We start from the raw sequence: 22,550 nt of genomic DNA, 5'->3' as shown, positions 1-22,550 counted from the left end.
AAGAAGATGGATTAGACCGAGACAAATGCCCTTCCATACTTATTATGTAGAAAGGAGAAATTGCTTTGAAAATTCATATTGTGCAAAAAGATGAAACACTTTGGAAGATTGCGCAAAAATATGGGGTTAGCCTTGATGATGTTATTGCAGCAAATCCTCAGATTTCAAATCCTGAAATGATTATGCCAGGAATGAAGATAAAAGTGCCAACAACATCCGAACAAAAACAACAGCCTGCTCCAAGCAACAAAAAACAACAAGTCCAACCCGCACCAACCGATAAAAAAGACAAACAGGAGATGATACCACCGAAACAAACGCCAAGTCAAATTTTACCTGCAATTGAAGAGGATGAAGACAAAAAATGGGAGCCTTTAAAAAAGGAAATGCCTTCCTTGCCAATTCATTTTAATAAACAACCACCAGAACCAGTACAGCCGGCACCACCTATGCCAGCTCAACCATCACAAGATATGAAATGGACGCATTTAACTAATAATTTTGAAACGCATATACACCCAACAAAAATGCCAAAAGATGACGATCATGTAGCTGGAGTGGAGGATCATAAGAAACCCGAACACAAACCGATGAAACCACATTACCATCAGCCGCAGCCATTACCAATGCCAATACAGGCACCATGTTATTCACAGGATGGTATTCCTTATGGTGGTGGCCATATGGGACATATGCCACATTCGCACCACATGCATCATTACCCGTTTTCAGAAGGTTCTCAATCACACGTGATGGGTGTGCAATCAAAGCCGACACAAAGCGACGGTCATTCTTCTCAACCACATTCAGGCTGGTATCAAGCACAAATGCCATCTATGAATGAAAATCAAGGTCAACCAATGCCGTGGGGACCAGCGCACATGCCACAGAATCAAGTGATGCCATATCATCACCAACACATGCAACAACATATGCCGATGCACCACCAACCAAATATGGCAGTTCCGATGCATGGTGAACCAATGATTCCACAACCAGGTGCACCAAATTATCCATTAATGCCGTCATATGATGTGCAAGGCATGCAACAAATGCCATATCAGCCATATGGTCAACAAGAAATGTCTTATAGTCAACCGAAAAAAAATGACTGTGGTTGCGGTGGCAGCCGATAATAAAAAGAAAGGACGATTCAATAATGGATTGGATCGTCTTTTTTATTTAAAATGAAGGAGGCACAACATAATCAGAAAATAGTATTGCATGGATGTCTGTTCTGGACTTATGATTCACTATATTTTCAATTTTTGCAAGTTATGATAAAGTAATTATGGATACGAAGACAGATTATGAGAGGGTGATAAAGCATGGCAGGACATTCTAAATGGAAAAATATCCAAAGAAGAAAAAATGCACAGGATGCTAAACGTGGTAAAATTTTTATGAAGCATGCCAAAGATATTTATCTTGCTGCGAAACAAGGTGGCGGAGATCCCGATATGAATGCGAGTTTACGTCTAGCAGTAGAAAAAGCAAAGTCTGATAACATGCCGAATGAAAACATAGATCGAGCTATTAAAAAAGCAACAGGTGACTTGGACGGAGCTAATTACGAAGAATTAACATACGAAGGATACGGACCTGGCGGGACCGCTGTAATGGTGGAAGTGTTAACCGATAATAAAAATAGGACAGCCTCTGAATTAAGACATGCATTTAGTAAAAATGGAGGTAATCTTGGTGAGAACGGCTGTGTAGCTTTCATGTTTGATCGCAAAGGATTTCTTGTAATTGATCAAAGTAAGACAGATGCAGATGAAGATACAGTAATGCTAGAGGCGATTGAAGCTGGTGCAGAAGAAATGGAAACAGTGGAAGATGCCTATGAAATTTACACGGATCCTGAGAATTTTCAAGATGTCAAAACAAACCTTGAGCAAAGTGGATTTACTTTTGAAACAGCAGAAATAACCATGATACCTCAAACACTTTCAGAAGTGGATGAAAGTGCTGGTAACAAAATGGTTAAGCTAGTTCAAATGCTTGAAGATATGGAAGATGTCCAAGAAGTGTACCATAATATGGAAGCAAGCGAAGAGATTATGGAACAAATATAATAGACAAAGACGCTGGGAAAGAAGCATTCGGTTTATGATCAAAACACGAACATCAATCTTAATGTTCGTGTTTTTGTTCTAATGAAAGAAAGTATAAAAGTAAGGTGTTTGTCTAGCTCCGAGCGATCAGAAACTAGGCAACTTCACAAATCGTCCTACGGTAAAGAAGACTTGCTGACAGGTGAAAACCAGAGGCTAAGTTGTATTTATACCTTTAGGTGACAGTCGTTTTCAAATGGATTTAATCATTAACCATGCCAACCAATCAGTTGAGAAATTATCAAGAATATTAGGGCTACGCCTATCCAAATAAAAAATAATGGTAGATAAAACTTGACCCATTTTTGCCAAGCTACTCCAGCTAGTGCTAATGTGGCCATGAAATATCCAGATGTAGGGTATAAAATATTCCCGATCCCATCACCAAGTTGATAGGATAAGACGGCAGTTTGTCTTGTAACCTCCATTAAATCTGATAAGGGTGCCAATATCGGCATGGTTACTAGCGCTTGACCACTACCTGAAGGAATAAGGAAATTAAATAATAATTGAATAACAAACATCCCAGTCGCACCTAACACGGTTGGTAAGTTTTCCACTGCTTGTCCTAAACCATAAATGACGGTATCCATTACTTGACCTTCTTCCATGATAACTGCTACTGCTCGTGCTAAACCAACTATTATAGCTCCCATCAAAACATCGTGAAACCCGTCATTGAACGCCTTTGCAATCTGGCTAGTGTTTAACCCTGCAATTAACCCTACCACTATCCCCATAATAATAAATAAACCAGCCATTTCGATCATAAACCAACCATGCCTGAGTACACCATAAACTAATAATCCGACAAATAATATAGCTACAAATCCAGCATACTTTTGCTTTCGATTCACTTTGATTTTTTTCATGTTTTTGATAGAGTTGTATTTTTTTCTTTTCTCTTGATCTTCTTTAAAAGTTAAGCTGACAACTGGATTTCTTTCAACTTTTTTTGCGTAACGCATTACCCATATGCAACCAATACTAACTAATGTGAAAAACAAAAGCAATCTTAATCCTATTCCAGAATATAAAGATATGTCTGCGATTTGTTGAGCTAGTCCTGTATTGATAGGGTTTAACACACCAGCTGTAAACCCTGCAGTGGTAGAGATCAGTGCTATTCCTACCGCAGTTATGGAATCATATCCAAGCGCAATGAGTAATGGGAGAATAACCGGCACATATACTAATGTAAGCTCTTGGGTACCAATCATACTGCAAATTAATGCAAATACAAACATCAATGTTGGAATGACTATAATCTTGTTATTCTTGAACCTTCTTGTTAATCTATCGACGGCAATATCAATGATGCCAGTTCTACGGAGGACCATAAACATACCACCGATGATAAATGTAAAGAAAACTACTTCTCCAGCATCGATAAGTCCTAAAGGAATGGCGCTGATAAAACCTACGAAGTCAATTGGATTACTTTCAAGTGTTTGGTAGGAATTCGGATCAATTGTTGTTCTTCCTTCGGGTCCATCCACTCTATCATAAATTCCTGCAGGGATAATGTAGGTTGCCAAGGCGGCGAGTGTTGCTAATATAAAAAGAATTGAGTAAATATGTGGCATTTTAAATTTGCGTTGCTTCTTAGGTTTCAGATTATACGCTGCTTGTTGTTCCATGATTCCCACCCTTTATAAAGAAATTCTATTAAGTTAGTATGTAATTTAATCAAACAATGAGTGTTAAGTTAATTAACATCATAACTGGAAAGGGAGGAGAGTGTCATTATTGCTTTTAGCTAAAAATAGTAAGTGGAATTATTGATTTTATATAACGTAATATGCTAGAGAATTAATAATGGTGGAAAAGAGTAACGGAATAGCCGTGAAAAATTAATACATGTAAAAATGATAATTAGTCGTTAAAATGCAAAAATGAAGGAGTATAACTTTCTGACCTTTTCTTATATTGTGGTTATATTTTCTAAAATTGGACACCCTAATAATAACAAAGCTCGATTGGAGGGTCATTATGGGCAAACTATGGTTATTATTAAATGGTGTCGTTGTTTTAATAGTTGGGTTCATTAGTTTTCAATCATTTTTTGAACAAGAGGGATCAGAAGAAAAAGAGCAAGAAGTAATGGTCATGTCACAAGACCCGCTAACAATTGAACTAACTTTAGAAAAACAATATATAGATGGTAATATTGAAACAGACTATGTAAAGGAAACGATAGCTTCAATGGAAGATTTTTGGTCAGAATATCAAGAATGGCAAGTAGTGGAGCAGAAAGAAGGTTTTATCCGATTCCGTAAAGAAGTCGATGATATTTCTCCATATCTGAAAGCAAACGGATATTTTGGCATCAAGAATGGTCAACTAACTATTTTTGAAGGTGTTCCCGTTCAGGAGTCTGCTGTGCAATCTTTTTATCAAATTGATACAGAAGAACTTGAAACACATTTATATGAACAATTAAAAGAGGGAATAAAAATTAATACGAAACAAGATTATTTAGAGGTATTGGAAACATTTCGGTCTTATCAAGATGTGGAAGCAGTTAATAGTTGAACGATGAGTATTCATCGTTCGACTTTTTAATTGGAATAAAAGTATGGTTCATTTCCATTCTGCTCAGCATAATATTTCTACATGGGGAATCTGTTGTACTATCTTATTATCTATTAATGGTTGGAAAGTGTGACTCACTTACTTTCATTTATTCTGCCATCTCTTACCTTGATAAACGATCTAAGATAAGCTAAGATTAAATACGAACGTATGATTGTAAATAAATATAGAAATTGGATCAAAGAGGAGTTCGTGATATGATTGCGTATATAAATGGGGAAGTAGCAGAAATAACTGAGCAAGCGATTATTTTGGAAACAAATGGGGTTGGATATGAGGTGATTTGTCCAAATCCTTATCGTTTCCAAGCACGAGAGGGAGAAAGGCAAAAGGTCTATACTTACCATTATGTAAGAGAAGATGCCCAAATTTTATACGGATTTCGAAATCAAGAAGAAAAATCATTGTTTGCTCAAATTCTAAACGTATCGGGCATTGGTCCAAAAGGAGCACTAGCTGTTCTAGCTACTACTTCTGTACGAGACTTTGTGGTGGCAATTGAACAAGAAGATGAAAAATTTTTAACAAGCTTTCCAGGTGTCGGAAAAAAAACAGCGAGACAGATGATTCTTGATCTAAAAGGAAAGCTACCTTTTGACTACCAAACAGAACATATGTCGCAAGGACACGAAAGTGTTCCTGAAAGTAATGAAGCATTACAAGAAGCTATTGAAGCATTAAAGGCACTTGGTTATTCAGAAAAAGAAATTAATCAGATAAAACCAGTACTAACAAAAGAGCACAGTGATACAGCTGATACATATATACGTAAAGGTTTAGCACTATTATCAAAATAAACACTTATCTATATTTATCGCTTAGTAGAAAAAATAAATTTTCAATGATAGCTATGATAAGTTAAGTTTTTCAATGAAGTAAGGTGAAAGGAGACCTATAATGGAAGAGCGGATCATTTCAAGTGAAATACAAGAAGAAGATGTAGTAGAAGAGCTCAGTCTCCGCCCGAAAGTCTTAAAGCAATATATCGGCCAACATAAAGCAAAAGAAAACCTCTCGATATTTATTGAGGCGGCTAAAATGCGTAATGAAGCCTTAGACCATGTCTTATTATATGGTCCACCAGGACTGGGTAAAACAACGATGGCCCAGATTATTGCGAATGAAATGGGTGTGCAATTTAAACAGACGTCTGGACCTGCTATTGAACGATCTGGGGATTTAGCAGCGATATTATCTTCATTGGAAGTAGGAGATGTCCTTTTTATTGATGAAATACATCGCTTGCCACGTGCAGTGGAGGAAATATTATATCCGGCGATGGAGGACTTTTGTTTAGATATTGTCATAGGTCAAGGACCAAGTGCTCGTTCCGTCCAATTAGACTTACCACCATTCACTTTAGTGGGGGCAACAACACGTGCAGGGCTGTTATCTGCGCCGTTACGAGACCGATTTGGAGTATTGGCTCGTTTGGAATTTTATGAGGTAGTGGACCTTTGTGCCATTGTTGAACGAACCGCTGATATATTTCAGGTAGAAATAGATAAAGTAGCTGCACTAGAAGTCGCCAGAAGGTCTCGAGGGACACCACGTATTGCCAATCGTTTATTAAAAAGAGTTCGCGATATTTCTCAGGTTAAAGGGGAAGCTAGTATATCTCTAGAGACCACACAAAAAGCACTACAAATGTTACAGGTTGACCAAGAAGGACTAGACCATATTGATCATAAATTATTGTTAGCGATGATAGATGGTTTCAAAGGTGGCCCAGTCGGATTAGATACGATCGCAGCTTCTATTGGTGAGGAATCACAAACGATTGAAGATGTGTATGAACCATATTTATTACAACAAGGCTTTATCCAGCGGACGCCAAGAGGGAGATTAGTGACACCTAAAGCATATGCACATTTGAAGCGGGAGGTGCCTGAAGCTTGACGGAGTTCGGCAAAATCTTTATTGTAATAGGGATTGTGTTTATTATCGTTGGCCTGTTATGGGGATTTATTGGGAAGTTGCCAGGAGACATTAGCTTTAAAAAAGGGAACTTTTCCTTTCATTTTCCGATTGTGACTTCGATTGTAATCAGTATTATATTAACATTAATCTTTGCTATTATTGGACGTTTCAAATAAAGTGAAATTTCCATCATGGTGGTATTTTTGGCCCTATTGATGGTTAGCGCTGTGGTAAAAAGGAGCAGAAAGATGGAAATAGAAGATTTTGATTTTGATCTACCAGAAGAATTAATTGCGCAGACTCCATTAGAGGAGCGGGCAAATTCTCGTTTGATGGTGTTAAATCGAGAGAATCGTTCGATTACCCATCATCATTTTTATGATATTTTGGGTTTTTTACAACCAGGTGATTGTTTAGTCTTGAATAATACGAAAGTGTTACCAGCTAGGCTATATGGGGTTAAGGAAGATACAGGTGCAAAAGTTGAAGTGTTATTGTTGACCCAGCTGGAAGCTGATAATTGGGAAGTGCTCGTCAAGCCCGCCAAAAAAGTAAAAGAGGGTACCCGAATAAGTTTCGGTGAAGGCAAGCTTACCGCTACATGTATAGATACGAAAGAACATGGGGGACGTGTGCTCCAATTTCAATATGATGGAATTTTTTATGAAGTATTGGATGAATTAGGAGAAATGCCACTCCCGCCATATATTAAAGAACAATTAGATGAGCGGGATCGTTACCAAACGGTATATGCAGAGGAAAAAGGTTCTGCAGCTGCACCGACTGCAGGCTTGCATTTCACAGAAGAGTTATTAGAGCAAATAAAGCAAAAAGGAGTGGAAATTGCTTTTATTACGCTCCATGTAGGCTTGGGAACATTCCGTCCGGTCAACGTCGATAAAATTGAAGAACATGAAATGCATGCCGAATTCTATCAGATGACACAGGAGACTGCGGATCAATTAAATGCAGTAAAAGCTCGTGGGGATCGGATTATCTCGGTAGGAACTACTTCCACTAGAACATTAGAAACGATAGCAAGAGATACAGGTGGGACATTTGAAGAACGCAATGGATGGACAGACATTTTTATTTATCCGCCATATGAATTTCAAGCGATCGACGGGTTAATCACCAACTTCCATTTACCCAAATCAACGTTGATTATGCTAGTTAGTGCATTAGCTGACAGGGAGTTTATTTTAGAAGCTTACAACAAAGCAGTTGCTGAACGTTACCGGTTTTTTAGCTTTGGTGACGCCATGCTAATTTTGTAAGGAAAGGAAACCAAAACCAATATGACTGCAATAAGATATGAACATATTAAAACATGTAAACAAACAGGTGCAAGACTTGGAAAAGTTCATACACCACACGGATCATTCGATACACCAACCTTTATGCCTGTTGGTACATTGGCTACTGTTAAAACAATGAGTCCTGAGGATCTAAAAGAGATGGGCGCAAATATCATTCTTTCTAACACCTATCATTTATGGTTACGACCTGGAGAAGATATTGTCAAAGAAGCAGGTGGCTTGCATCAATTTATGAATTGGGATGGTGCGATTCTTACCGATTCAGGAGGTTTTCAAGTATTCAGTTTAAGTGATTTGCGCAAAATTGAAGAGGAAGGCGTTCATTTTAGAAATCATTTAAGTGGTGAAAAACTATTTTTATCTCCTGAAAAAGCGATGCAGATTCAAAATGCACTAGGCTCAGATATAATGATGGCTTTTGATGAATGCCCTCCATATCCGGCGGAATATGACTATATGAAAAAGTCAGTAGAACGTACAAGCCGCTGGGCGGAGCGATGTCTAGAAGCGCATGAAAGAAAGGATGTCCAAGGATTGTTTGGCATTGTGCAAGGTGGTGAATATGAGGACTTACGTCGGTTAAGCGCACAAGACTTAACCTCGTTAGATTTTCCGGGTTATGCGATCGGCGGATTATCGGTAGGGGAGCCGAAAGATGTGATGAATCGTGTACTAGAATTCACGACACCACTTCTTCCTGCAGACAAGCCTCGATATCTAATGGGTGTAGGTTCACCAGATTCGTTAATTGATGGTGCCATTCGTGGTGTAGATATGTTTGATTGTGTGTTGCCGACTAGGATTGCACGTAATGGTACATGTATGACTTCTGAGGGTAGGCTGGTAGCTCGAAATGCTAAATATGCTCGTGATTTTTCACCACTAGATCCGAACTGTGACTGTCATGTATGTAAAAATTACACAAGAGCTTATATCCGACACCTTGTCAAAGCAAATGAAACTTTCGGTTTTAGACTTACTACTTATCATAATCTATATTTTCTGTTAAAATTAATGGAGCAAGTTCGTGAAGCGATTATGCAAGACCGACTTGGTGATTTTAAAGAGGAATTCTTTGAACAATATGGTTTTAACAAACCAAATGCAAAGAACTTCTAGAAAGGGGGCGAAGTGAATGGAAATGTTAGCAACTTTTGCGCCGCTTATATTGATGATTGTGATTTTCTACTTTCTATTAATTAGACCACAACAGAAAAAACAAAAGCAGGTTCGTCAAATGCAAGCGGAGTTGAAAAAAGGAGATAAAATTGTTACTATTGGTGGATTCCATGCAACAGTACATGCTTTGGATGAAGACCAAATCGTACTTCAAGCAGGAGATGGAACGAAACTTACATATGACCGTTCCGCTGTAAGAGAAGTAGTAGAACAAAGCTAGTAAACAAAAAACCATGGCATTTTTAGATGTCATGGTTTTTTTCAATAGAATAGAAACATATATTGCATCCAATTTGCTGAGAAAGAGCAATTTTTTTTATTCTTCTTCATTAGAAAAATTGACACCAATAATTGCTCCAATCATAGCAAGCAATAGATATGCTGCGTGGTTAACCAGTTCCACTATTGAAAAACTAAGATGTAGCCCAAGGAAACGATAACAAAATACCATAAAGGTAAATAATAAACTCGTAATCGCTCCGACCAGAATTCCTTTCTGCTTAGCTTTTAATCCAGCAATCAAACCCCCTGTAAACAACGCAATAAAGCTGATTAATAATGTAGCCATTTCTAGCGTTGATTCCCCTAATGAAGTGAAGCGTAATAATATAGTAAGAATAACACTGGCAAGCAGCATGACCACTAAAATCCCGATCCAACCATACAGCACACTAACAACGTTTTTCATCGATAACACCCCCATGTTTATTAAAAGTCCTCTCTAATTATGTATGCATGTCCGCAAAAAATAGAAGCTTCGGTTTTTTTGAATAGTTCTACAAGTTAAGAATATAGATGGTATTATAACTTGTCTTACTATGGTGATTAGAGAGGAGCTATTTCATGACTGTAACGATCGCAGTTGCCGTTTTTATTATTAGTTATATATTTATAATGTCTGAAAAAATAAATCGTGCGTTAGTTGCGTTAGCTGGTGGTATATTATTATTATTAACAGGAGTGTACAGTTGGGAGGATGCCATTACAGCCTACATTGACTGGCACACCGTTGCTTTGTTATTTTCCATGATGGTATTAGTCGCGATAACGAAAAAAACAGGCGTATTCAGTTACACCGCAATCTGGTTAGCGAAAATAGTGAAAGGTCAGCCTATTCCCTTATTAGTTGGAATTGGTTTTTTAACGGCTTTAGGCTCTGCATTACTTGATAATGTAACAACCGTATTATTGTTTGTACCAGTTATCCTCACATTGACAAATTTATTACATTTGCCATCCTTACCATATTTAATCACTATTATTATCACGGCAAATATCGGTGGGACAGCAACATTAATTGGTGATCCGCCAAACATTATGATTGGTCAGGCAGTCCCTCATTTGTCTTTTCTTTCTTTTTTACAGCATACCGCACCGCTTGCGTTATTATTATTCCTATTAGTTGTCATTATTTTAAGCTTTGTATTCCGGAAACAATTAAATAAAATAGATGACAAACGAATACAAGATTTAATGAAAATGAAAGAAGAGAGTTATTTAGTCAAATCCCCATTACTATATCAGTCGTTATCGATATTAACACTGACAATTATAGGTTTTTTGCTACACCCTGTTTTACATATTGATTTAACGATTATTGCCTTATGTGGAGCGATTCTATTGTTAATTATTAGTGAAAAAGAGGTGGAAGTAGAAATAGTATTTCAACAAGTAGAGTGGGTCACTTTATTTTTCTTCATTGGTCTATTTATGCTTGTTGGTGGTTTAAAAGAAGTCGGAATTATAGAAGAATTAGCTAGATCGATCATGTGGTTGACACAAGGTGATATCGGTCATACCGCGTTGTTATTATTATGGGTTTCAGGAATTTTTTCTGGAATAGTCGATAATATACCGTTTGTAGCAGCGATGATTCCGGTAATTCAAGAGTTTGAAACTTATGGAATGACAAATTTAGATCCATTATGGTGGTCGCTTGCCTTAGGCGCCTGTTTAGGTGGAAATGGGACATTAATAGGAGCTTCTGCCAATGTTGTAGTAGCAGGACTTGCTGAAGCACAGGGTAAACCAATTGCTTTTTTAAAGTATATGTTATACGGGATTCCAGTAGTCTTATTATCTTTAATCATTGCCACGATCTATATTTACTTTAGATATTTGCTGCCTATTCAATAATCGTTGTAAGTATATTGCAGGTAGTATGGGGTAAACTAGCCATATCGTTTGTAAGGGGTGTGGCTAGTTTGTCTTTAGAAGAAGTATATACGCTAATATTTCGCACATTACTATATTATTGCAGTATCATTCTTGTTTTCCGTTTAATGGGAAAGCGAGAAGTAGGTGAATTGAGTCTTTTAGATATTGTTGTTTTTATCATGATTGCCGAAATCGCTGTTCTATCGATTGAGGATCTGGAATTGTTTTTTGGATATGGCTTAATTCCGATAGCTCTTTTACTAGTTATCCAACGTTTTACAGCATGGATATCTTTAAAAAGTCCATTATTTCGAAAATGGTTTGAAGGTAAACCAGCTATTATTATTTCACAAGGGAAAATCGATGAATATGCCATGAAGAAAAATCGTTTTAATTTTGATGACTTGCTGCAACAGCTTCGGGAGAATGGTACCGAAAGTATAAAAGATGTATCCTATGCGATACTGGAACCGTCTGGTAAGCTCTCGATTATTGAAAACAATCATTTTGCAGATATTAGAAATAAGATAAATGGGCTCGTGTTACCTTTAATTGTTGATGGTAGAATACAAGAAAAAGCATTACAACAATTAGGTCAAAATAAGGAATGGTTATGTGAACAATTGGCAAACAGGGGGTATGATGACTTTACACAAATATCTTTCTGTTCGATTGACGTCAATGATGAATGGTATATTGATAAAAAGAATGAAAAATAACACGTCCCATTAAGGGATGTGTTATTTTTTTCGTAATTGCTGTAATTCGTCTTTACTTATAAATTGTAAGCTGAATAAAAAGATTAGGTAGCTGATAAATAATAACACTATGATTATAACAAAGCTGTAAATATTGGATTGCTGAAAGGAAAAAATTTGTATTAGTAATTCTCCCATCCAGAACGTTAATCCGATTAAAATGACCATTTTTAAGATCATTTTAACAGGTATATAAAATCGGATAGTTCGAAATAATGTGAGTAAATGAAATAATGTGCCTATCATCACACCAACACACATGGCTATGGCAGCACCGTAGATACCAAATTGTGGATTGGTTGCAAGGCATATTAAAATAATAAATTTTATGATGGTTGATGCAATATTATTCCACATTGCTTGCTTAGCTAAATCTAAAGCTTGTAGAGAAGCGTTCAACGGAAACTGAATATACATAAACAAATAACATGGAGCCATTATCTTCAGAAACAGGCTGGCGCTTGTTGTGCCATACATATACTGTAGGATGGCATCAGCGAAAAGAGTTAATAAAACGGTGGCAATAGCTCCCGATGCAAATGAGAGCCGAATTGCTTGATGTATTCTATAATGAATTAATTTCTTATGTTGCTTTGCTTCTGCCTCGCTTATGTTTGGAACTAGTGCAACAGCAAGAGAGTGTGTAATAAAAGTAGGCAGAAATAAAAGAGGAAGAGCATAACCTGTAAGGGCACCGTATTGCTTTGTTGCTACCGTTGCATGAAAGCCAGCTAAAGCTAGACTTTGTGCGACCAATATTGGTTCCAGAAAATTAGCTATCGAATTGACCATTCTGCTAGCTGTTGATGGTATTGCTATGGAGAACAATTGTTGTAACGTTTCTTTTCCAGTTTTAATGTATTGGTACATGTTTTTTCTTAATTTAATTCTCTTTTTTAACTGAAACATTCTCAACATAAAGAATAAAGAAGCGGCTTCACCGATAATAACAGCAATCATAGCACCTGATGCAGCGAATTCAACTCCGTATGGTACAAGCCAGCTCACAAGCACTAACACAAGAGCAATTCGGACAATTTGTTCGAGTACTTGTGCATAACTTTGAGGTTTCATGTTTTGCCGTCCTTGAAAATAACCACGTATAACAGCACCAACCGCACTAATTGGAATGATTGGGATGATCGCCATCATTGGATAGAAAACACGTTCATCTGTTAACAGATATTTAGATATATAAGGTATCAAGGAGAACATCAAAACAGATGATAGGATGCTTAGTGAGATGGTTATTGTTAATGAGATAATGAGTATTTGTTTTATTTTTGCCTGATCATTTTTGGCATCAGCTTCGGCAACTCGTTTCGCGATAGCTATAGGTAGTCCGACTTGCGATATCGTGTACATGAGAAATAGGGTGGGTAAGGCCATATTATATAATCCGATACCTTCTTCGCCCATTAATCGTGCGACAACAATTCTATTAAGAAAACCCAAAAATCTTGTAATCATTCCAGCTATGATTAAAATAATGGTCCCTTGTAGAAAATTTTGTTTGGTCACTTTGCTCGACCTACCTTCTCAAATGGAAAATTTTCGTATACAATGAAGTATATGCATGATGTGAGGACAAGCATGACTATTTTGACTAGTTTTTTGTGCAATGGAATGTATGGGGTTATAATGGACTAAAGTATCAGAAAAACGATGCCTCGCTATATGAATTTAGTGAAAGAGTTTTTCGCATAATGGATGGAGGATCAATTCATGGCAGTAAAAAAACATGTCTCGGTATGGAAGCATGAATTACACGATGTGCTTGAAAGTAAGGTCAATGAATTTCAATTACTCGATTACTCAAAAGCAACATCAGAGGATATTTGGAACTGCTTATTAGAAAAGGTGTGGAAAGGTGATCCGAAAAAATCTTTACATGAAGTGGTACAGGATATTTTTCATTTGCACCCAAACTTATTTATGACATATTTAACACAGCAATCATTTAAAGATAATAATTTTCAGGAATCACTTGATGCATTATTAGGGAACCATAAATCAGATGAGTAATCAGTTGGTTTGTGTCATCAACCGTTTTTATTGTAATATGGTAGTGTTGTGAAAACATAGGGAGGCCTTACAGATGGTGAAAAGAGGGAGACTCGTTGCATTTTTCCTAATTGTTTTAGTGTTAGGAGTAACGATTGGAACAACATATTCTGATGTAGCAAATAAAATTAAACTAGGGCTTGACTTACAGGGTGGTTTTGAGGTCTTATATGAAGTTGAGCCGTTAGATGAAGAACAAGAAGTAAATCGAAGTGTGTTAGAAGCTACTGTTGCTACGCTGGAAAGACGGGTAAACGCGATCGGTATCAGTGAACCGAGCTTTAATATAGAAGAACCAAACCGTATTCGTGTCCAGTTAGCAGGGGTGGAAGATCAGGATGAGGCCAGAGAAATGCTGGCAACTACTGCACAACTATCTTTTAGAGATGTAAATGATAACCTGTATTTAGATGGATCTGATATACAAGAAGGAAGCGCAAGACAAGATTTCCATCCTGATACAAATCAACCAATAGTTAGTGTGAAATTTAAAGATCCAGACCGATTTGGTGACACAACGAAAGAGATTATGGAAGATCCCGAGCTTTCCAATCAAGTCGTTATCTGGATGGACTATGAAGAGGGAGATACATACGAAGAAGAAATTTTAAAAGAAGATTCTAAAGTAATATCTGCACCTAGTTTTAGCTCTGTTTTACGAACAACTGATATTATGATCGAAGGTGGCAACTTTACAATAGATTCTGCACAGCAACTTGCAGATTTATTAAATGCAGGTTCTTTACCTGTCGATTTACAAGAAGAGTATTCCACATCAGTTGGGGCACAATTTGGTCAGCAAGCACTTGAAAAAACCGTATTTGCCAGTATTCTAGGGATTCTCTTAATTTTTATCTATATGATTTACTACTACCGGTTCCCTGGTGTCATAGCTGCAATTACTTTGAGTATCTATGTATATTTAGTATTGCTTGTCTTCCAATTGATGAATGGTGTGCTAACCTTGCCAGGTATAGCAGCACTTGTTCTGGGTGTGGGAATGGCAGTTGACGCTAATATTATTACCTATGAACGGATTAAAGAAGAAATTAAAGAAGGAAAATCCATTAAAGCAGCCTTTAAATCAGGTAATCAACATTCACTATCAACTATATTTGATGCCAATATTACAACGATGATTGCTGCAGCAGTATTATTTATCTTCGGTACAAGCTCTGTCAAAGGGTTTGCGACATTGTTGATGGTCAGTATTGTATTAAGCTTTATAACAGCGGTGTTTGGTTCTAGATTATTTCTCGGTTTTTGGGTACAAAGTAATATATTAAACAAACGTCCTGGCTGGTTTGGTGTAAAACAAGATCAAATTCTCGATATCAATAGTAATGAGGAAGTAACACCGACTTTCTTTGGTAAACAATTTGATTTTGTTAAACACCGTAAGAAATTCTTTAGGATTTCAATTGGTTTAGTGATAATTGGCATTGCGTGTTTGGCGTTATTCCGTTTGAATCTTGGTATTGATTTCACAGCTGGTTCACGTGTAGAAGTTCTTGCTGATCAGTCGTTAACAGCAGAAGAAATAGAAGAAGGATTTGAAGCACTTGACTTGGAAGTAAGTGCACCAATTGTGTTATCCGGAGAGGATCAAAATATTGCGGTAGCCCGTTTCTCGGAGGATCTATCTCAACAAAAAGTAGCAGAAGTGAGAAGTTACTTTGCTGATCAGTATGGAAGTGAGCCAACCGTTAATACAGTGTCGCCAGTTGTAGGTGAAGAGCTTGCCAAAAACGCGGTACTTGCGGTATTGTATGCTTCGATTGGGATCATCATCTACGTAACGATCCGATTCGAGTTTTATTCTGCTTTAACAGCAATTCTGGCGTTATTACACGATGCATTTTTTATTATCGCATTGTTTAGTATTACGAGGTTGGAATTCGATATAACCATCATTGCCGCTATTCTAACGATTGTTGGGTATTCCATCAATGATACGATTGTAACCTTTGATAGGATTCGAGAGAATTTAAAGAAAAAGAAGAAAGTCAAATCATTTGTCGAGCTTGCGAAAATTATTAATCATAGTTTAATGCAGACTCTCGCAAGAAGTATTAACACAGTATTAACGGTTATCTTTGCTGCCATGATGTTATTGATTTTCGGTGCTAGTGCTATTACCAACTTCTCTTTTGCGCTTGTTGTTGGTTTAATCGCAGGTACTTATTCATCGTTATTTATTGCAGCACAGGTTTGGTTAGTCTGGCGAGGCAAATCAATTAAGGATAAACCGATCATCTATAAAGAGAAGAAGTATAACGACGGTCCGCAAGTGTAAAGATAAAGGGACTGGGACATAATAAAAGGCAATATTTGAAAATCCGAACAATCTGACGTAGAGGTGATAGCTCAGACAGGAATGTTCGGATTTTCCTTTTCCCTTATTCTTTTAACATGGTACTAAACGGTGGAAAGACCCTTACTTTAAGTCTTTAATAACACAGGGATAAGTTTAGGCATAACAGCCGCTAACACCCTGATAAGTTTCATTGATGATCAGGAGAAGCAAAACTCCACTGATCATAGTCTTACTTTATAGTTTCTTATTTCGTAATCTTTGCAATAATATTGAGGTTCATAAACAGCGAAGTAACTCTTTTAACTTCCATTTCTAGATATTATGTATCGAGATACAACAAAGTTCGACGTTTCCTGAAAATTCCTTTATACTTAAGTTATGGTAATACATGAACGAGGAGGTAGCGATATGAAAGGACAAACGTACATTATTTTTGCTGTTGTTTTTGCCGTTATTATAGCTGTTTTTGCTGTCATCAATGTGGACGCTGTTGAAGTAAACTATCTATTTGGTACTGGTCATGCGCCCCTTATACTAGTTATATTATTTTCTGTTTTAATGGGAGCTATTATTACTGCTGCGGTCGGAGTTCTCCGTCTTATACGTCTACAAAAAGAATTAAAAGCTGCCAGAAAAGAAATAAATGCTTTAAAAGCTGGTGAAAACCTTGTCTTAGAAACTGCAGAACAAACAACTCCAACAGAAAAAACAGAAAAGAACGAAACCGTAGAATAATTCTGTTTGCTACCCTTGATACACTTTTGTATAATAAGTGAGTCAGGGGTGAATTTATGTTAGATAGTCAATCAAACTGGATTTTTACATATAACGATAAAGAGGGAATAAATACCGATAGTTTAGCAGAACTAAATATTTCTCCCGTTATGAAACAATTATTGTTGCAAAGAGGAATCGATACAGTTGAGAAAGCAAGACACTTTCTAAACCCGAGCCTTGATCAGCTTCACAGTACAAAGGACTTCTCGCAAATAGACAAGGCAGTTAATCGAGTGAAACAAGCGATTGAAGCTGGTGAAAGTATTCTTGTATATGGTGACTATGATGCTGATGGTGTGACTTCAACTACTGTAATGGTCGAAGCTCTACGCGAAAGTGGAGCAATGTGTGATTATTATATACCCAATCGCTTTACAGAAGGATACGGGCCAAATGAAGAAGCATTCCGGGAAGCGCATAGGCAAGGATTTGAGCTTATTATTACAGTAGATAATGGAATTGCTGGAATTGATGAAGTAGCGGTTGCGAATGAATTAGGCATGGACATAATTATTACAGACCACCACGAAGTACAGGAATCTTTACCGGAAGCTTACGCAATTATTCACCCGAAATGTTCTGAAAACTATCCTTTTAAGGAGTTAGCTGGAGTTGGGGTTGCATTTAAATTTGCCGAGTATTTACTCGGTTATTTTCCTGAACAATTTCTTGATTTAGTTGCAATTGGGACAATAGCTGATTTGGTTCCATTAACAGATGAAAATCGGATATTTGTACATTATGGTTTGCAAGCATTAAGCCGTTCCGAGCGAAAAGGGATCAAAGCTTTGAAACAACAATGTCAAATAGAAGGGAACGTAACGGAAGAAGACATTGGATTTAGAATAGCCCCTCGCTTGAATGCAGTTGGACGTTTGCAGGATGCAAATGTGGCTGTGGACCTTTTGTTAACAGATGATCATGAGGAAGCGGAGGAATTGGCTAGTTACGTCCAGGAATTAAATTCTGAAAGGCAAAAAATAGTTGCAGATATAACGAAAGAGGCGATAGACCTAGTCGAGGCATCCGATACGGAAAAGCGAGTGATCGTAGTAGCCAAGGAAGGATGGAATCAAGGAGTGCTAGGAATTGTAGCATCCAAACTAGTGCAAAGCTATTATCGACCAGCCATTGTCCTTACCGTTGATCCAGAAAATAACCAAGCAAAAGGGTCTGCACGTAGTATCGAAGGATTTGATATGTTTCAGCATTGTATGCAACATCGAGACTTATTTACACATTTTGGTGGGCACGCACAAGCTGCCGGAATGACACTACCAGTAGAGAATGTTGTAGAGTTAGAGGAAAAGTTAGATCGACTAGCACAAGAACAACTGACTGAAAAAGATTACAAACCGCAACTTAGTATAAGTGGCCAATTATCGGTAAGCGATATTGATATGACATTGGTAGAGACGTTAGATCAATTAGCACCATTCGGAATGGCCAATCCAAAGCCGCTTTTTCATATTGAGGCAACTCCGACGGAAATTAAACAAATTGGGGCGACCAAAAATCACCTTAAAATGAAATTTGCTGACGCTGGTATACAAATAGACAGTATCGGCTTTGGAATGGGTGAGAAGGTGCCAATGCTTGCAAAACAGACACCAATCGAAGTAGTGGGTGAATTGCAGGTAAATGAATGGAATGGTATTCGTAAGCCGCAATTGATGATCAAGGATATTGCCGTTACTAAGTGGCAGCTCTTTGATTATAGAGGCATGAAGAATTGGTATCAGCAATTGGATGGCAATCAGGAGAATCATTATTTTGTCAGTTTTCAAGGTGTTCATTACGAGCAAGTTCCAGTCTGTGAGAAAGAAGAAGTATTAAACCTTAGTCAGACTATTGATGCGTTATATTTGCTTGATTTGCCGGAAACGTTGGATGATATTCGAGAACTTGTACAAAAAGTAGATTTTAAGCGATTGATTGTTTGTTTCCAAACAATTGAAGGTGATTACTTTCGAGCTTTGCCGACCAGAGAAGAGTTTAAATGGTTGTATCAATTAATGTTAAAGCGAAAATACTTTGAATACAAAGTAGATGCTCCAAAACTAGCTAAATATAAAGGTTGGAAACTTGACAAAATAAAGTTCATGTTCCAGGTTTTTCACGAACTTCATTTTGTCACTCGCAGGGAAGGCATGATTGTGCCAGCTGAAAATCCTTCAAAAAAAGATTTAGCAGAAGCCAACGTTTACCAGACGAGAAAAAAACGAATTGAATTAGAAGAAATATTGATTTATTCATCCTATACACAACTAAAAACATGGTTATCTAAGCAAATGAATGCTGAGGTATCAGAGGAGGAAATGGTTTATGGATTATAAAAAGTATATTACAGTAGTTGAAGATTGGCCGAAAGAAGGGGTTCGCTTTAAAGATATAACCACCTTGATGGACAATGGTCCTGCTTATAAATCAGCAGTTAATGAGATTGTTGAATATGCTAAAAGTAAACAGGTAGATATTATTGTAGGTCCTGAAGCAAGAGGATTTATTGTAGGTTGTCCTGTTTCATATGCATTAGAAATCGGCTTCGCACCTGTTAGAAAAGAAGGAAAGCTACCGCGTGAAGTAATTAAAGTGGACTATGGGTTAGAATATGGAAAGAATGTATTAACGATTCATAAAGATGCGATCAAGCCGGGACAACGTGTGTTGATTACCGATGATTTATTAGCAACAGGTGGAACTATCGAGGCGACAATCAATTTGGTAGAACAATTGGGTGGAATTGTCGTAGGTTGTGCATTTTTAATTGAGTTAACCTATCTTAGTGGCCGTGACAAATTAGAGGGTTACGATGTCTTAGCGTTAATGGAATATTAAGATAGCAAAAGAGTGCTCTGAAGAGTACTCTTTTTCATAATACAAATCACTAAAAAGCGCTCCTTGTTGCAATTTAATCGAATGGACAAACAGCGAGGCAGGTAAGTTTTTTCTGTTTAATAAAAAAAGATGGTTACCAAAGTTAGTTATGTTTATTATAATAAGTAGTATATCATAATAATTATTAAGTAAATTGTCGAGAAATGAAAAGAATAAGAGGAAAATTTGCTTGATTTTTGTTATGATAGATAAAACACGTTTTATAACGTCGTTAGTCTAATAGTAAAGGTGATTAATTATATGGCAAAGGATAAAATCTTGGCGCCTGAAGATATATTTGAAGATGCTAAAAGTTATTTAAATGATGAAGATATTCGCTTTATTAAGCGTGCATATGACTATGCGGAAAAAGCACATGAAGGTCAATTCCGTAAATCAGGAGAGCCATATATCATTCATCCTGTGCAGGTAGCTGGAATCTTACTGAATTTAAAATTAGATCCCGAGACAATAGCTGGTGGCTTTTTGCACGATGTCGTCGAAGACACTTCTGCAACCGTTGAAGACTTAGAAACAGAATTTAATGAAGAAGTTGCAATGTTGGTTGACGGTGTAACGAAGCTCGGGAAAATTAAATATATGTCTAAAGAAGCTCAACAGGCTGAAAACCATCGTAAAATGTTTATTGCGATGGCAAAGGATATCCGTGTGATTTTAATTAAACTCGCAGACCGTTTACACAATATGCGAACATTAAAACATTTACCTGCTGAAAAACAACGTCGTATTTCTAATGAAACCTTAGAAATATTTGCTCCATTAGCACATCGATTAGGTATTTCCGCTATTAAATGGGAGTTGGAGGACACAGCATTACGATACCTAAATCCCCAGCAATACTATCGTATCGTCCACTTAATGAAGCAAAAGCGTGAAGAACGTGAACATTATATTGAAGAAGTAATGGATGAAGTAAAAAAACAATTGGATGATGTCAACATTGAAGCGGATTTTTCCGGTAGACCGAAACACTTATACAGTATTTATCGCAAAATGATGCTACAGAAAAAGCAATTTAATGAAATCTATGACCTGTTAGCAGTGAGAATTATCGTCTCCAGTATTAAAGACTGTTATGCTGTTCTAGGGATCATCCATACCTGCTGGAAACCAATGCCTGGTCGTTTTAAAGATTATATTGCCATGCCAAAACCTAATTTATATCAATCCTTGCATACAACAGTGATTGGACCAAAAGGTGCTCCTTTAGAAGTGCAAATCAGGACAAAGGAAATGCATGAAATAGCGGAGTACGGGATCGCTGCTCACTGGGCGTATAAAGAAGGGAAGAAAATAGACCCTTCTCAACAGTCTAATGAGGATCGTCTTGCCTGGTTCCGCGAAATATTAGAATGGCAAAACGATACAAATGATGCCGAAGAATTTATGGAATCCTTGAAGGTAGACCTATTTTCCGATATGGTCTATGTTTTTACACCTAAAGGCGATGTGATTGAATTACCAAGAGGATCTGTGCCACTTGATTTTGCTTATAAAATTCATACGGAGGTAGGTAATCATACAATTGGAGCCAAAATCAACGGAAAGATGGAGCCACTCGATTATCAATTAAAAAATGGTGATATCGTTGAAGTAATGACTTCCAAGCATTCGTATGGACCTTCTCAGGACTGGCTGAAAATGACCCAAACATCCCAAGCCAAAAATAAAATAAAACAATTTTTTAAAAAGCAACGGCGTGATGAGAATGTCAGCAATGGTCGTGAGATGGTAGAGGAAGAATTAAAGCAAGTTGGATACGAACCGAAAGATATATTAACAGAGGAAAATATTCAACTTGCTTTAGAAAAATTCAGTTTTGGAACAGAGGAAGATATGTTTGCCGCAGTAGGTTATCATGGTATTACCGCCGCTCAGATAGTCACTAGACTGACAGAAAAAATACGTGAACAACAAGAAAAAGATAAAGGTATTGAAGAAACGATTGAAGAAGTTAATGCAAGCGGGCAATCGATCAGGAAAAAATCAAAGCGCGATTCCGGTGTTAGAGTAGAAGGCGTCGATAACATGTTAATCCGTTTGTCAAAATGTTGTAATCCGGTACCTGGCGATGAAATAGTCGGTTATATTACAAAAGGTCGGGGTGTTTCTGTTCATCGTAAGGATTGTCCTAATGTGCAAAACAGTGAAGCGGAAGACCGTTTAATCTTTGTTGAATGGGAAAACACTGAATCAGAATCCAAAGCATATCATGTTGACTTGGAGATTTCGGGATATGACCGCCGTGGGTTATTAAATAATGTCTTACAGGTAATTAACGAATCAAAAACGAATATTATAGCTGTTAATGGTCGTACTGACCGTAATAAAATTGCGATTATTAATGTCACCATTTTAATTCATAATATTAATCATTTACGTCGAATTGTAGATCGGCTAAAACAAATTCAAGACGTATATACGGTGAAAAGAACGATTCAGTAAAGGT

Annotated in this window: 20 protein-coding genes; 17 read left to right on the top strand and 3 right to left on the bottom strand. The window is 37.1% G+C overall.

Going from position 1 to position 22,550, the window contains the following annotated elements; all coding sequences use genetic code 11:
- The first annotated feature begins 65 nt into the window (after positions 1-65).
- On the top strand, positions 66-1,136 hold the full coding sequence (gene safA, locus ACTNEP_RS06035) for a SafA/ExsA family spore coat assembly protein (protein ID WP_441160845.1): 1,071 nt from the start codon (positions 66-68) through the stop codon (positions 1,134-1,136).
- Positions 1,137-1,328: 192 nt separating this feature from the next.
- The gene (locus ACTNEP_RS06030) at positions 1,329-2,078 is read left to right on the top strand and encodes a YebC/PmpR family DNA-binding transcriptional regulator (protein ID WP_441160844.1); all 750 of its coding nucleotides are present in this window, start codon (positions 1,329-1,331) and stop codon (positions 2,076-2,078) included.
- Positions 2,079-2,326: 248 nt separating this feature from the next.
- Here ACTNEP_RS06030 and ACTNEP_RS06025 read toward each other — a convergent pair whose 3' ends face one another.
- Complete coding sequence (locus tag ACTNEP_RS06025) at positions 2,327-3,757, bottom strand: YfcC family protein (protein WP_441160842.1); 1,431 nt, start codon at positions 3,755-3,757, stop codon at positions 2,327-2,329.
- Between the two features lie 352 nt (positions 3,758-4,109).
- On the opposite strand from ACTNEP_RS06025, the gene ACTNEP_RS06020 reads away from it, so the two are divergent.
- The 7 genes from ACTNEP_RS06020 (at position 4,110) to yajC (ending at position 9,350) form a co-directional block, all read left to right on the top strand.
- Positions 4,110-4,652 (top strand): BofC C-terminal domain-containing protein, encoded by a 543-nt coding sequence (locus tag ACTNEP_RS06020; protein WP_441160841.1) that lies wholly within the window; start codon positions 4,110-4,112, stop codon positions 4,650-4,652.
- Between the two features lie 257 nt (positions 4,653-4,909).
- Positions 4,910-5,509, top strand: coding sequence for a Holliday junction branch migration protein RuvA (ruvA, locus tag ACTNEP_RS06015; RefSeq protein WP_441160840.1), 600 nt, complete (start codon positions 4,910-4,912; stop codon positions 5,507-5,509).
- Between the two features lie 100 nt (positions 5,510-5,609).
- Positions 5,610-6,611 (top strand): Holliday junction branch migration DNA helicase RuvB, encoded by a 1,002-nt coding sequence (gene ruvB / locus ACTNEP_RS06010; protein WP_441160839.1) that lies wholly within the window; start codon positions 5,610-5,612, stop codon positions 6,609-6,611.
- Positions 6,608-6,808 carry a DUF2905 family protein gene (locus ACTNEP_RS06005; RefSeq protein WP_441160838.1) on the top strand — a complete coding sequence of 67 codons (201 nt, stop codon included), beginning with the start codon at positions 6,608-6,610 and terminating at the stop codon, positions 6,806-6,808. The genes ruvB and ACTNEP_RS06005 overlap by 4 nt, the downstream gene beginning before the upstream one ends.
- Positions 6,809-6,880: 72 nt before the next feature.
- On the top strand, positions 6,881-7,909 hold the full coding sequence (queA, locus tag ACTNEP_RS06000) for a tRNA preQ1(34) S-adenosylmethionine ribosyltransferase-isomerase QueA (protein ID WP_441160837.1): 1,029 nt from the start codon (positions 6,881-6,883) through the stop codon (positions 7,907-7,909).
- Positions 7,910-7,930: 21 nt separating this feature from the next.
- Positions 7,931-9,070 (top strand): tRNA guanosine(34) transglycosylase Tgt, encoded by a 1,140-nt coding sequence (tgt, locus tag ACTNEP_RS05995; protein WP_441160836.1) that lies wholly within the window; start codon positions 7,931-7,933, stop codon positions 9,068-9,070.
- A 16-nt stretch (positions 9,071-9,086) separates the two neighbouring features.
- Positions 9,087-9,350, top strand: a complete 264-nt coding sequence (gene yajC, locus ACTNEP_RS05990; protein WP_441160835.1) for a preprotein translocase subunit YajC — start codon at positions 9,087-9,089, stop codon at positions 9,348-9,350.
- 96 nt (positions 9,351-9,446) lie between these two features.
- On the opposite strand, the gene ACTNEP_RS05985 is transcribed toward yajC, so the two are convergent.
- On the bottom strand, positions 9,447-9,818 hold the full coding sequence (locus tag ACTNEP_RS05985; RefSeq protein ID WP_441160834.1) for a TIGR04086 family membrane protein: 372 nt from the start codon (positions 9,816-9,818) through the stop codon (positions 9,447-9,449).
- A gap of 155 nt (positions 9,819-9,973) precedes the next feature.
- Here ACTNEP_RS05985 and ACTNEP_RS05980 point away from each other — a divergent pair, with 155 nt between their 5' ends.
- Both ACTNEP_RS05980 and ACTNEP_RS05975 read left to right on the top strand, forming a co-directional pair.
- Positions 9,974-11,266: an ArsB/NhaD family transporter gene (locus ACTNEP_RS05980; protein WP_441160833.1), complete on the top strand. Its 1,293-nt coding sequence runs from the start codon at positions 9,974-9,976 to the stop codon at positions 11,264-11,266.
- Between the two features lie 68 nt (positions 11,267-11,334).
- Positions 11,335-12,006 carry a DUF421 domain-containing protein gene (locus tag ACTNEP_RS05975; protein ID WP_441160831.1) on the top strand — a complete coding sequence of 224 codons (672 nt, stop codon included), beginning with the start codon at positions 11,335-11,337 and terminating at the stop codon, positions 12,004-12,006.
- A 21-nt stretch (positions 12,007-12,027) separates the two neighbouring features.
- Here ACTNEP_RS05975 and spoVB read toward each other — a convergent pair whose 3' ends face one another.
- Complete coding sequence (gene spoVB / locus ACTNEP_RS05970) at positions 12,028-13,566, bottom strand: stage V sporulation protein B (protein ID WP_441160830.1); 1,539 nt, start codon at positions 13,564-13,566, stop codon at positions 12,028-12,030.
- A 204-nt stretch (positions 13,567-13,770) separates the two neighbouring features.
- On the opposite strand from spoVB, the gene ACTNEP_RS05965 reads away from it, so the two are divergent.
- The 6 genes from ACTNEP_RS05965 to ACTNEP_RS05940 all read left to right on the top strand — a co-directional run bounded on the left by ACTNEP_RS05965 (position 13,771) and on the right by ACTNEP_RS05940 (position 22,546).
- Positions 13,771-14,070: a post-transcriptional regulator gene (locus ACTNEP_RS05965; protein ID WP_441160829.1), complete on the top strand. Its 300-nt coding sequence runs from the start codon at positions 13,771-13,773 to the stop codon at positions 14,068-14,070.
- Between the two features lie 73 nt (positions 14,071-14,143).
- A complete protein-coding gene (gene secDF / locus ACTNEP_RS05960) occupies positions 14,144-16,405 on the top strand; it encodes a protein translocase subunit SecDF (protein ID WP_441160827.1) in 2,262 nt (753 codons plus the stop codon).
- A 429-nt stretch (positions 16,406-16,834) separates the two neighbouring features.
- Complete coding sequence (locus ACTNEP_RS05955) at positions 16,835-17,161, top strand: LapA family protein (protein ID WP_441160826.1); 327 nt, start codon at positions 16,835-16,837, stop codon at positions 17,159-17,161.
- 56 nt (positions 17,162-17,217) lie between these two features.
- Positions 17,218-19,539, top strand: coding sequence for a single-stranded-DNA-specific exonuclease RecJ (gene recJ, locus ACTNEP_RS05950; RefSeq protein ID WP_441160825.1), 2,322 nt, complete (start codon positions 17,218-17,220; stop codon positions 19,537-19,539).
- On the top strand, positions 19,529-20,041 hold the full coding sequence (locus ACTNEP_RS05945) for an adenine phosphoribosyltransferase (protein WP_441160824.1): 513 nt from the start codon (positions 19,529-19,531) through the stop codon (positions 20,039-20,041). Before recJ ends, ACTNEP_RS05945 begins: the two co-directional genes overlap by 11 nt.
- Before the next feature lie 300 nt (positions 20,042-20,341).
- Positions 20,342-22,546, top strand: a complete 2,205-nt coding sequence (locus ACTNEP_RS05940; protein WP_441160823.1) for a RelA/SpoT family protein — start codon at positions 20,342-20,344, stop codon at positions 22,544-22,546.
- The last annotated feature ends 4 nt before the right edge of the window (positions 22,547-22,550 follow it).

The organism is Gracilibacillus sp. HCP3S3_G5_2 (genome assembly GCF_052063305.1).
In the GTDB taxonomy this organism is placed as follows: Bacteria; Bacillota; Bacilli; order Bacillales; family Amphibacillaceae; genus Gracilibacillus.
The sequence above is the reverse complement of the archived record's forward strand: the minus strand, read 5'-3'. Positions and strand labels throughout refer to the sequence as shown.

What these genes read in the sequence shown, in the direction of transcription:
- ACTNEP_RS06030 (WP_441160844.1), top strand. Translation starts at nt 1,329, where the DNA reads ATGGCAGGACATTCTAAATGGAAAAATATCCAAAGAAGAAAAAATGCA.
- ACTNEP_RS06025 (WP_441160842.1), bottom strand. Translation starts at nt 3,757, where the DNA reads ATGGAACAACAAGCAGCGTATAATCTGAAACCTAAGAAGCAACGCAAA.
- ACTNEP_RS06020 (WP_441160841.1), top strand. Translation starts at nt 4,110, where the DNA reads ATGGGCAAACTATGGTTATTATTAAATGGTGTCGTTGTTTTAATAGTT.
- ruvA (WP_441160840.1), top strand. Translation starts at nt 4,910, where the DNA reads ATGATTGCGTATATAAATGGGGAAGTAGCAGAAATAACTGAGCAAGCG.
- ruvB (WP_441160839.1), top strand. Translation starts at nt 5,610, where the DNA reads ATGGAAGAGCGGATCATTTCAAGTGAAATACAAGAAGAAGATGTAGTA.
- queA (WP_441160837.1), top strand. Translation starts at nt 6,881, where the DNA reads ATGGAAATAGAAGATTTTGATTTTGATCTACCAGAAGAATTAATTGCG.
- tgt (WP_441160836.1), top strand. Translation starts at nt 7,931, where the DNA reads ATGACTGCAATAAGATATGAACATATTAAAACATGTAAACAAACAGGT.
- yajC (WP_441160835.1), top strand. Translation starts at nt 9,087, where the DNA reads ATGGAAATGTTAGCAACTTTTGCGCCGCTTATATTGATGATTGTGATT.
- ACTNEP_RS05985 (WP_441160834.1), bottom strand. Translation starts at nt 9,818, where the DNA reads ATGAAAAACGTTGTTAGTGTGCTGTATGGTTGGATCGGGATTTTAGTG.
- ACTNEP_RS05980 (WP_441160833.1), top strand. Translation starts at nt 9,974, where the DNA reads ATGACTGTAACGATCGCAGTTGCCGTTTTTATTATTAGTTATATATTT.
- ACTNEP_RS05965 (WP_441160829.1), top strand. Translation starts at nt 13,771, where the DNA reads ATGGCAGTAAAAAAACATGTCTCGGTATGGAAGCATGAATTACACGAT.
- secDF (WP_441160827.1), top strand. Translation starts at nt 14,144, where the DNA reads ATGGTGAAAAGAGGGAGACTCGTTGCATTTTTCCTAATTGTTTTAGTG.
- ACTNEP_RS05955 (WP_441160826.1), top strand. Translation starts at nt 16,835, where the DNA reads ATGAAAGGACAAACGTACATTATTTTTGCTGTTGTTTTTGCCGTTATT.
- recJ (WP_441160825.1), top strand. Translation starts at nt 17,218, where the DNA reads ATGTTAGATAGTCAATCAAACTGGATTTTTACATATAACGATAAAGAG.
- ACTNEP_RS05945 (WP_441160824.1), top strand. Translation starts at nt 19,529, where the DNA reads ATGGATTATAAAAAGTATATTACAGTAGTTGAAGATTGGCCGAAAGAA.
- ACTNEP_RS05940 (WP_441160823.1), top strand. Translation starts at nt 20,342, where the DNA reads ATGGCAAAGGATAAAATCTTGGCGCCTGAAGATATATTTGAAGATGCT.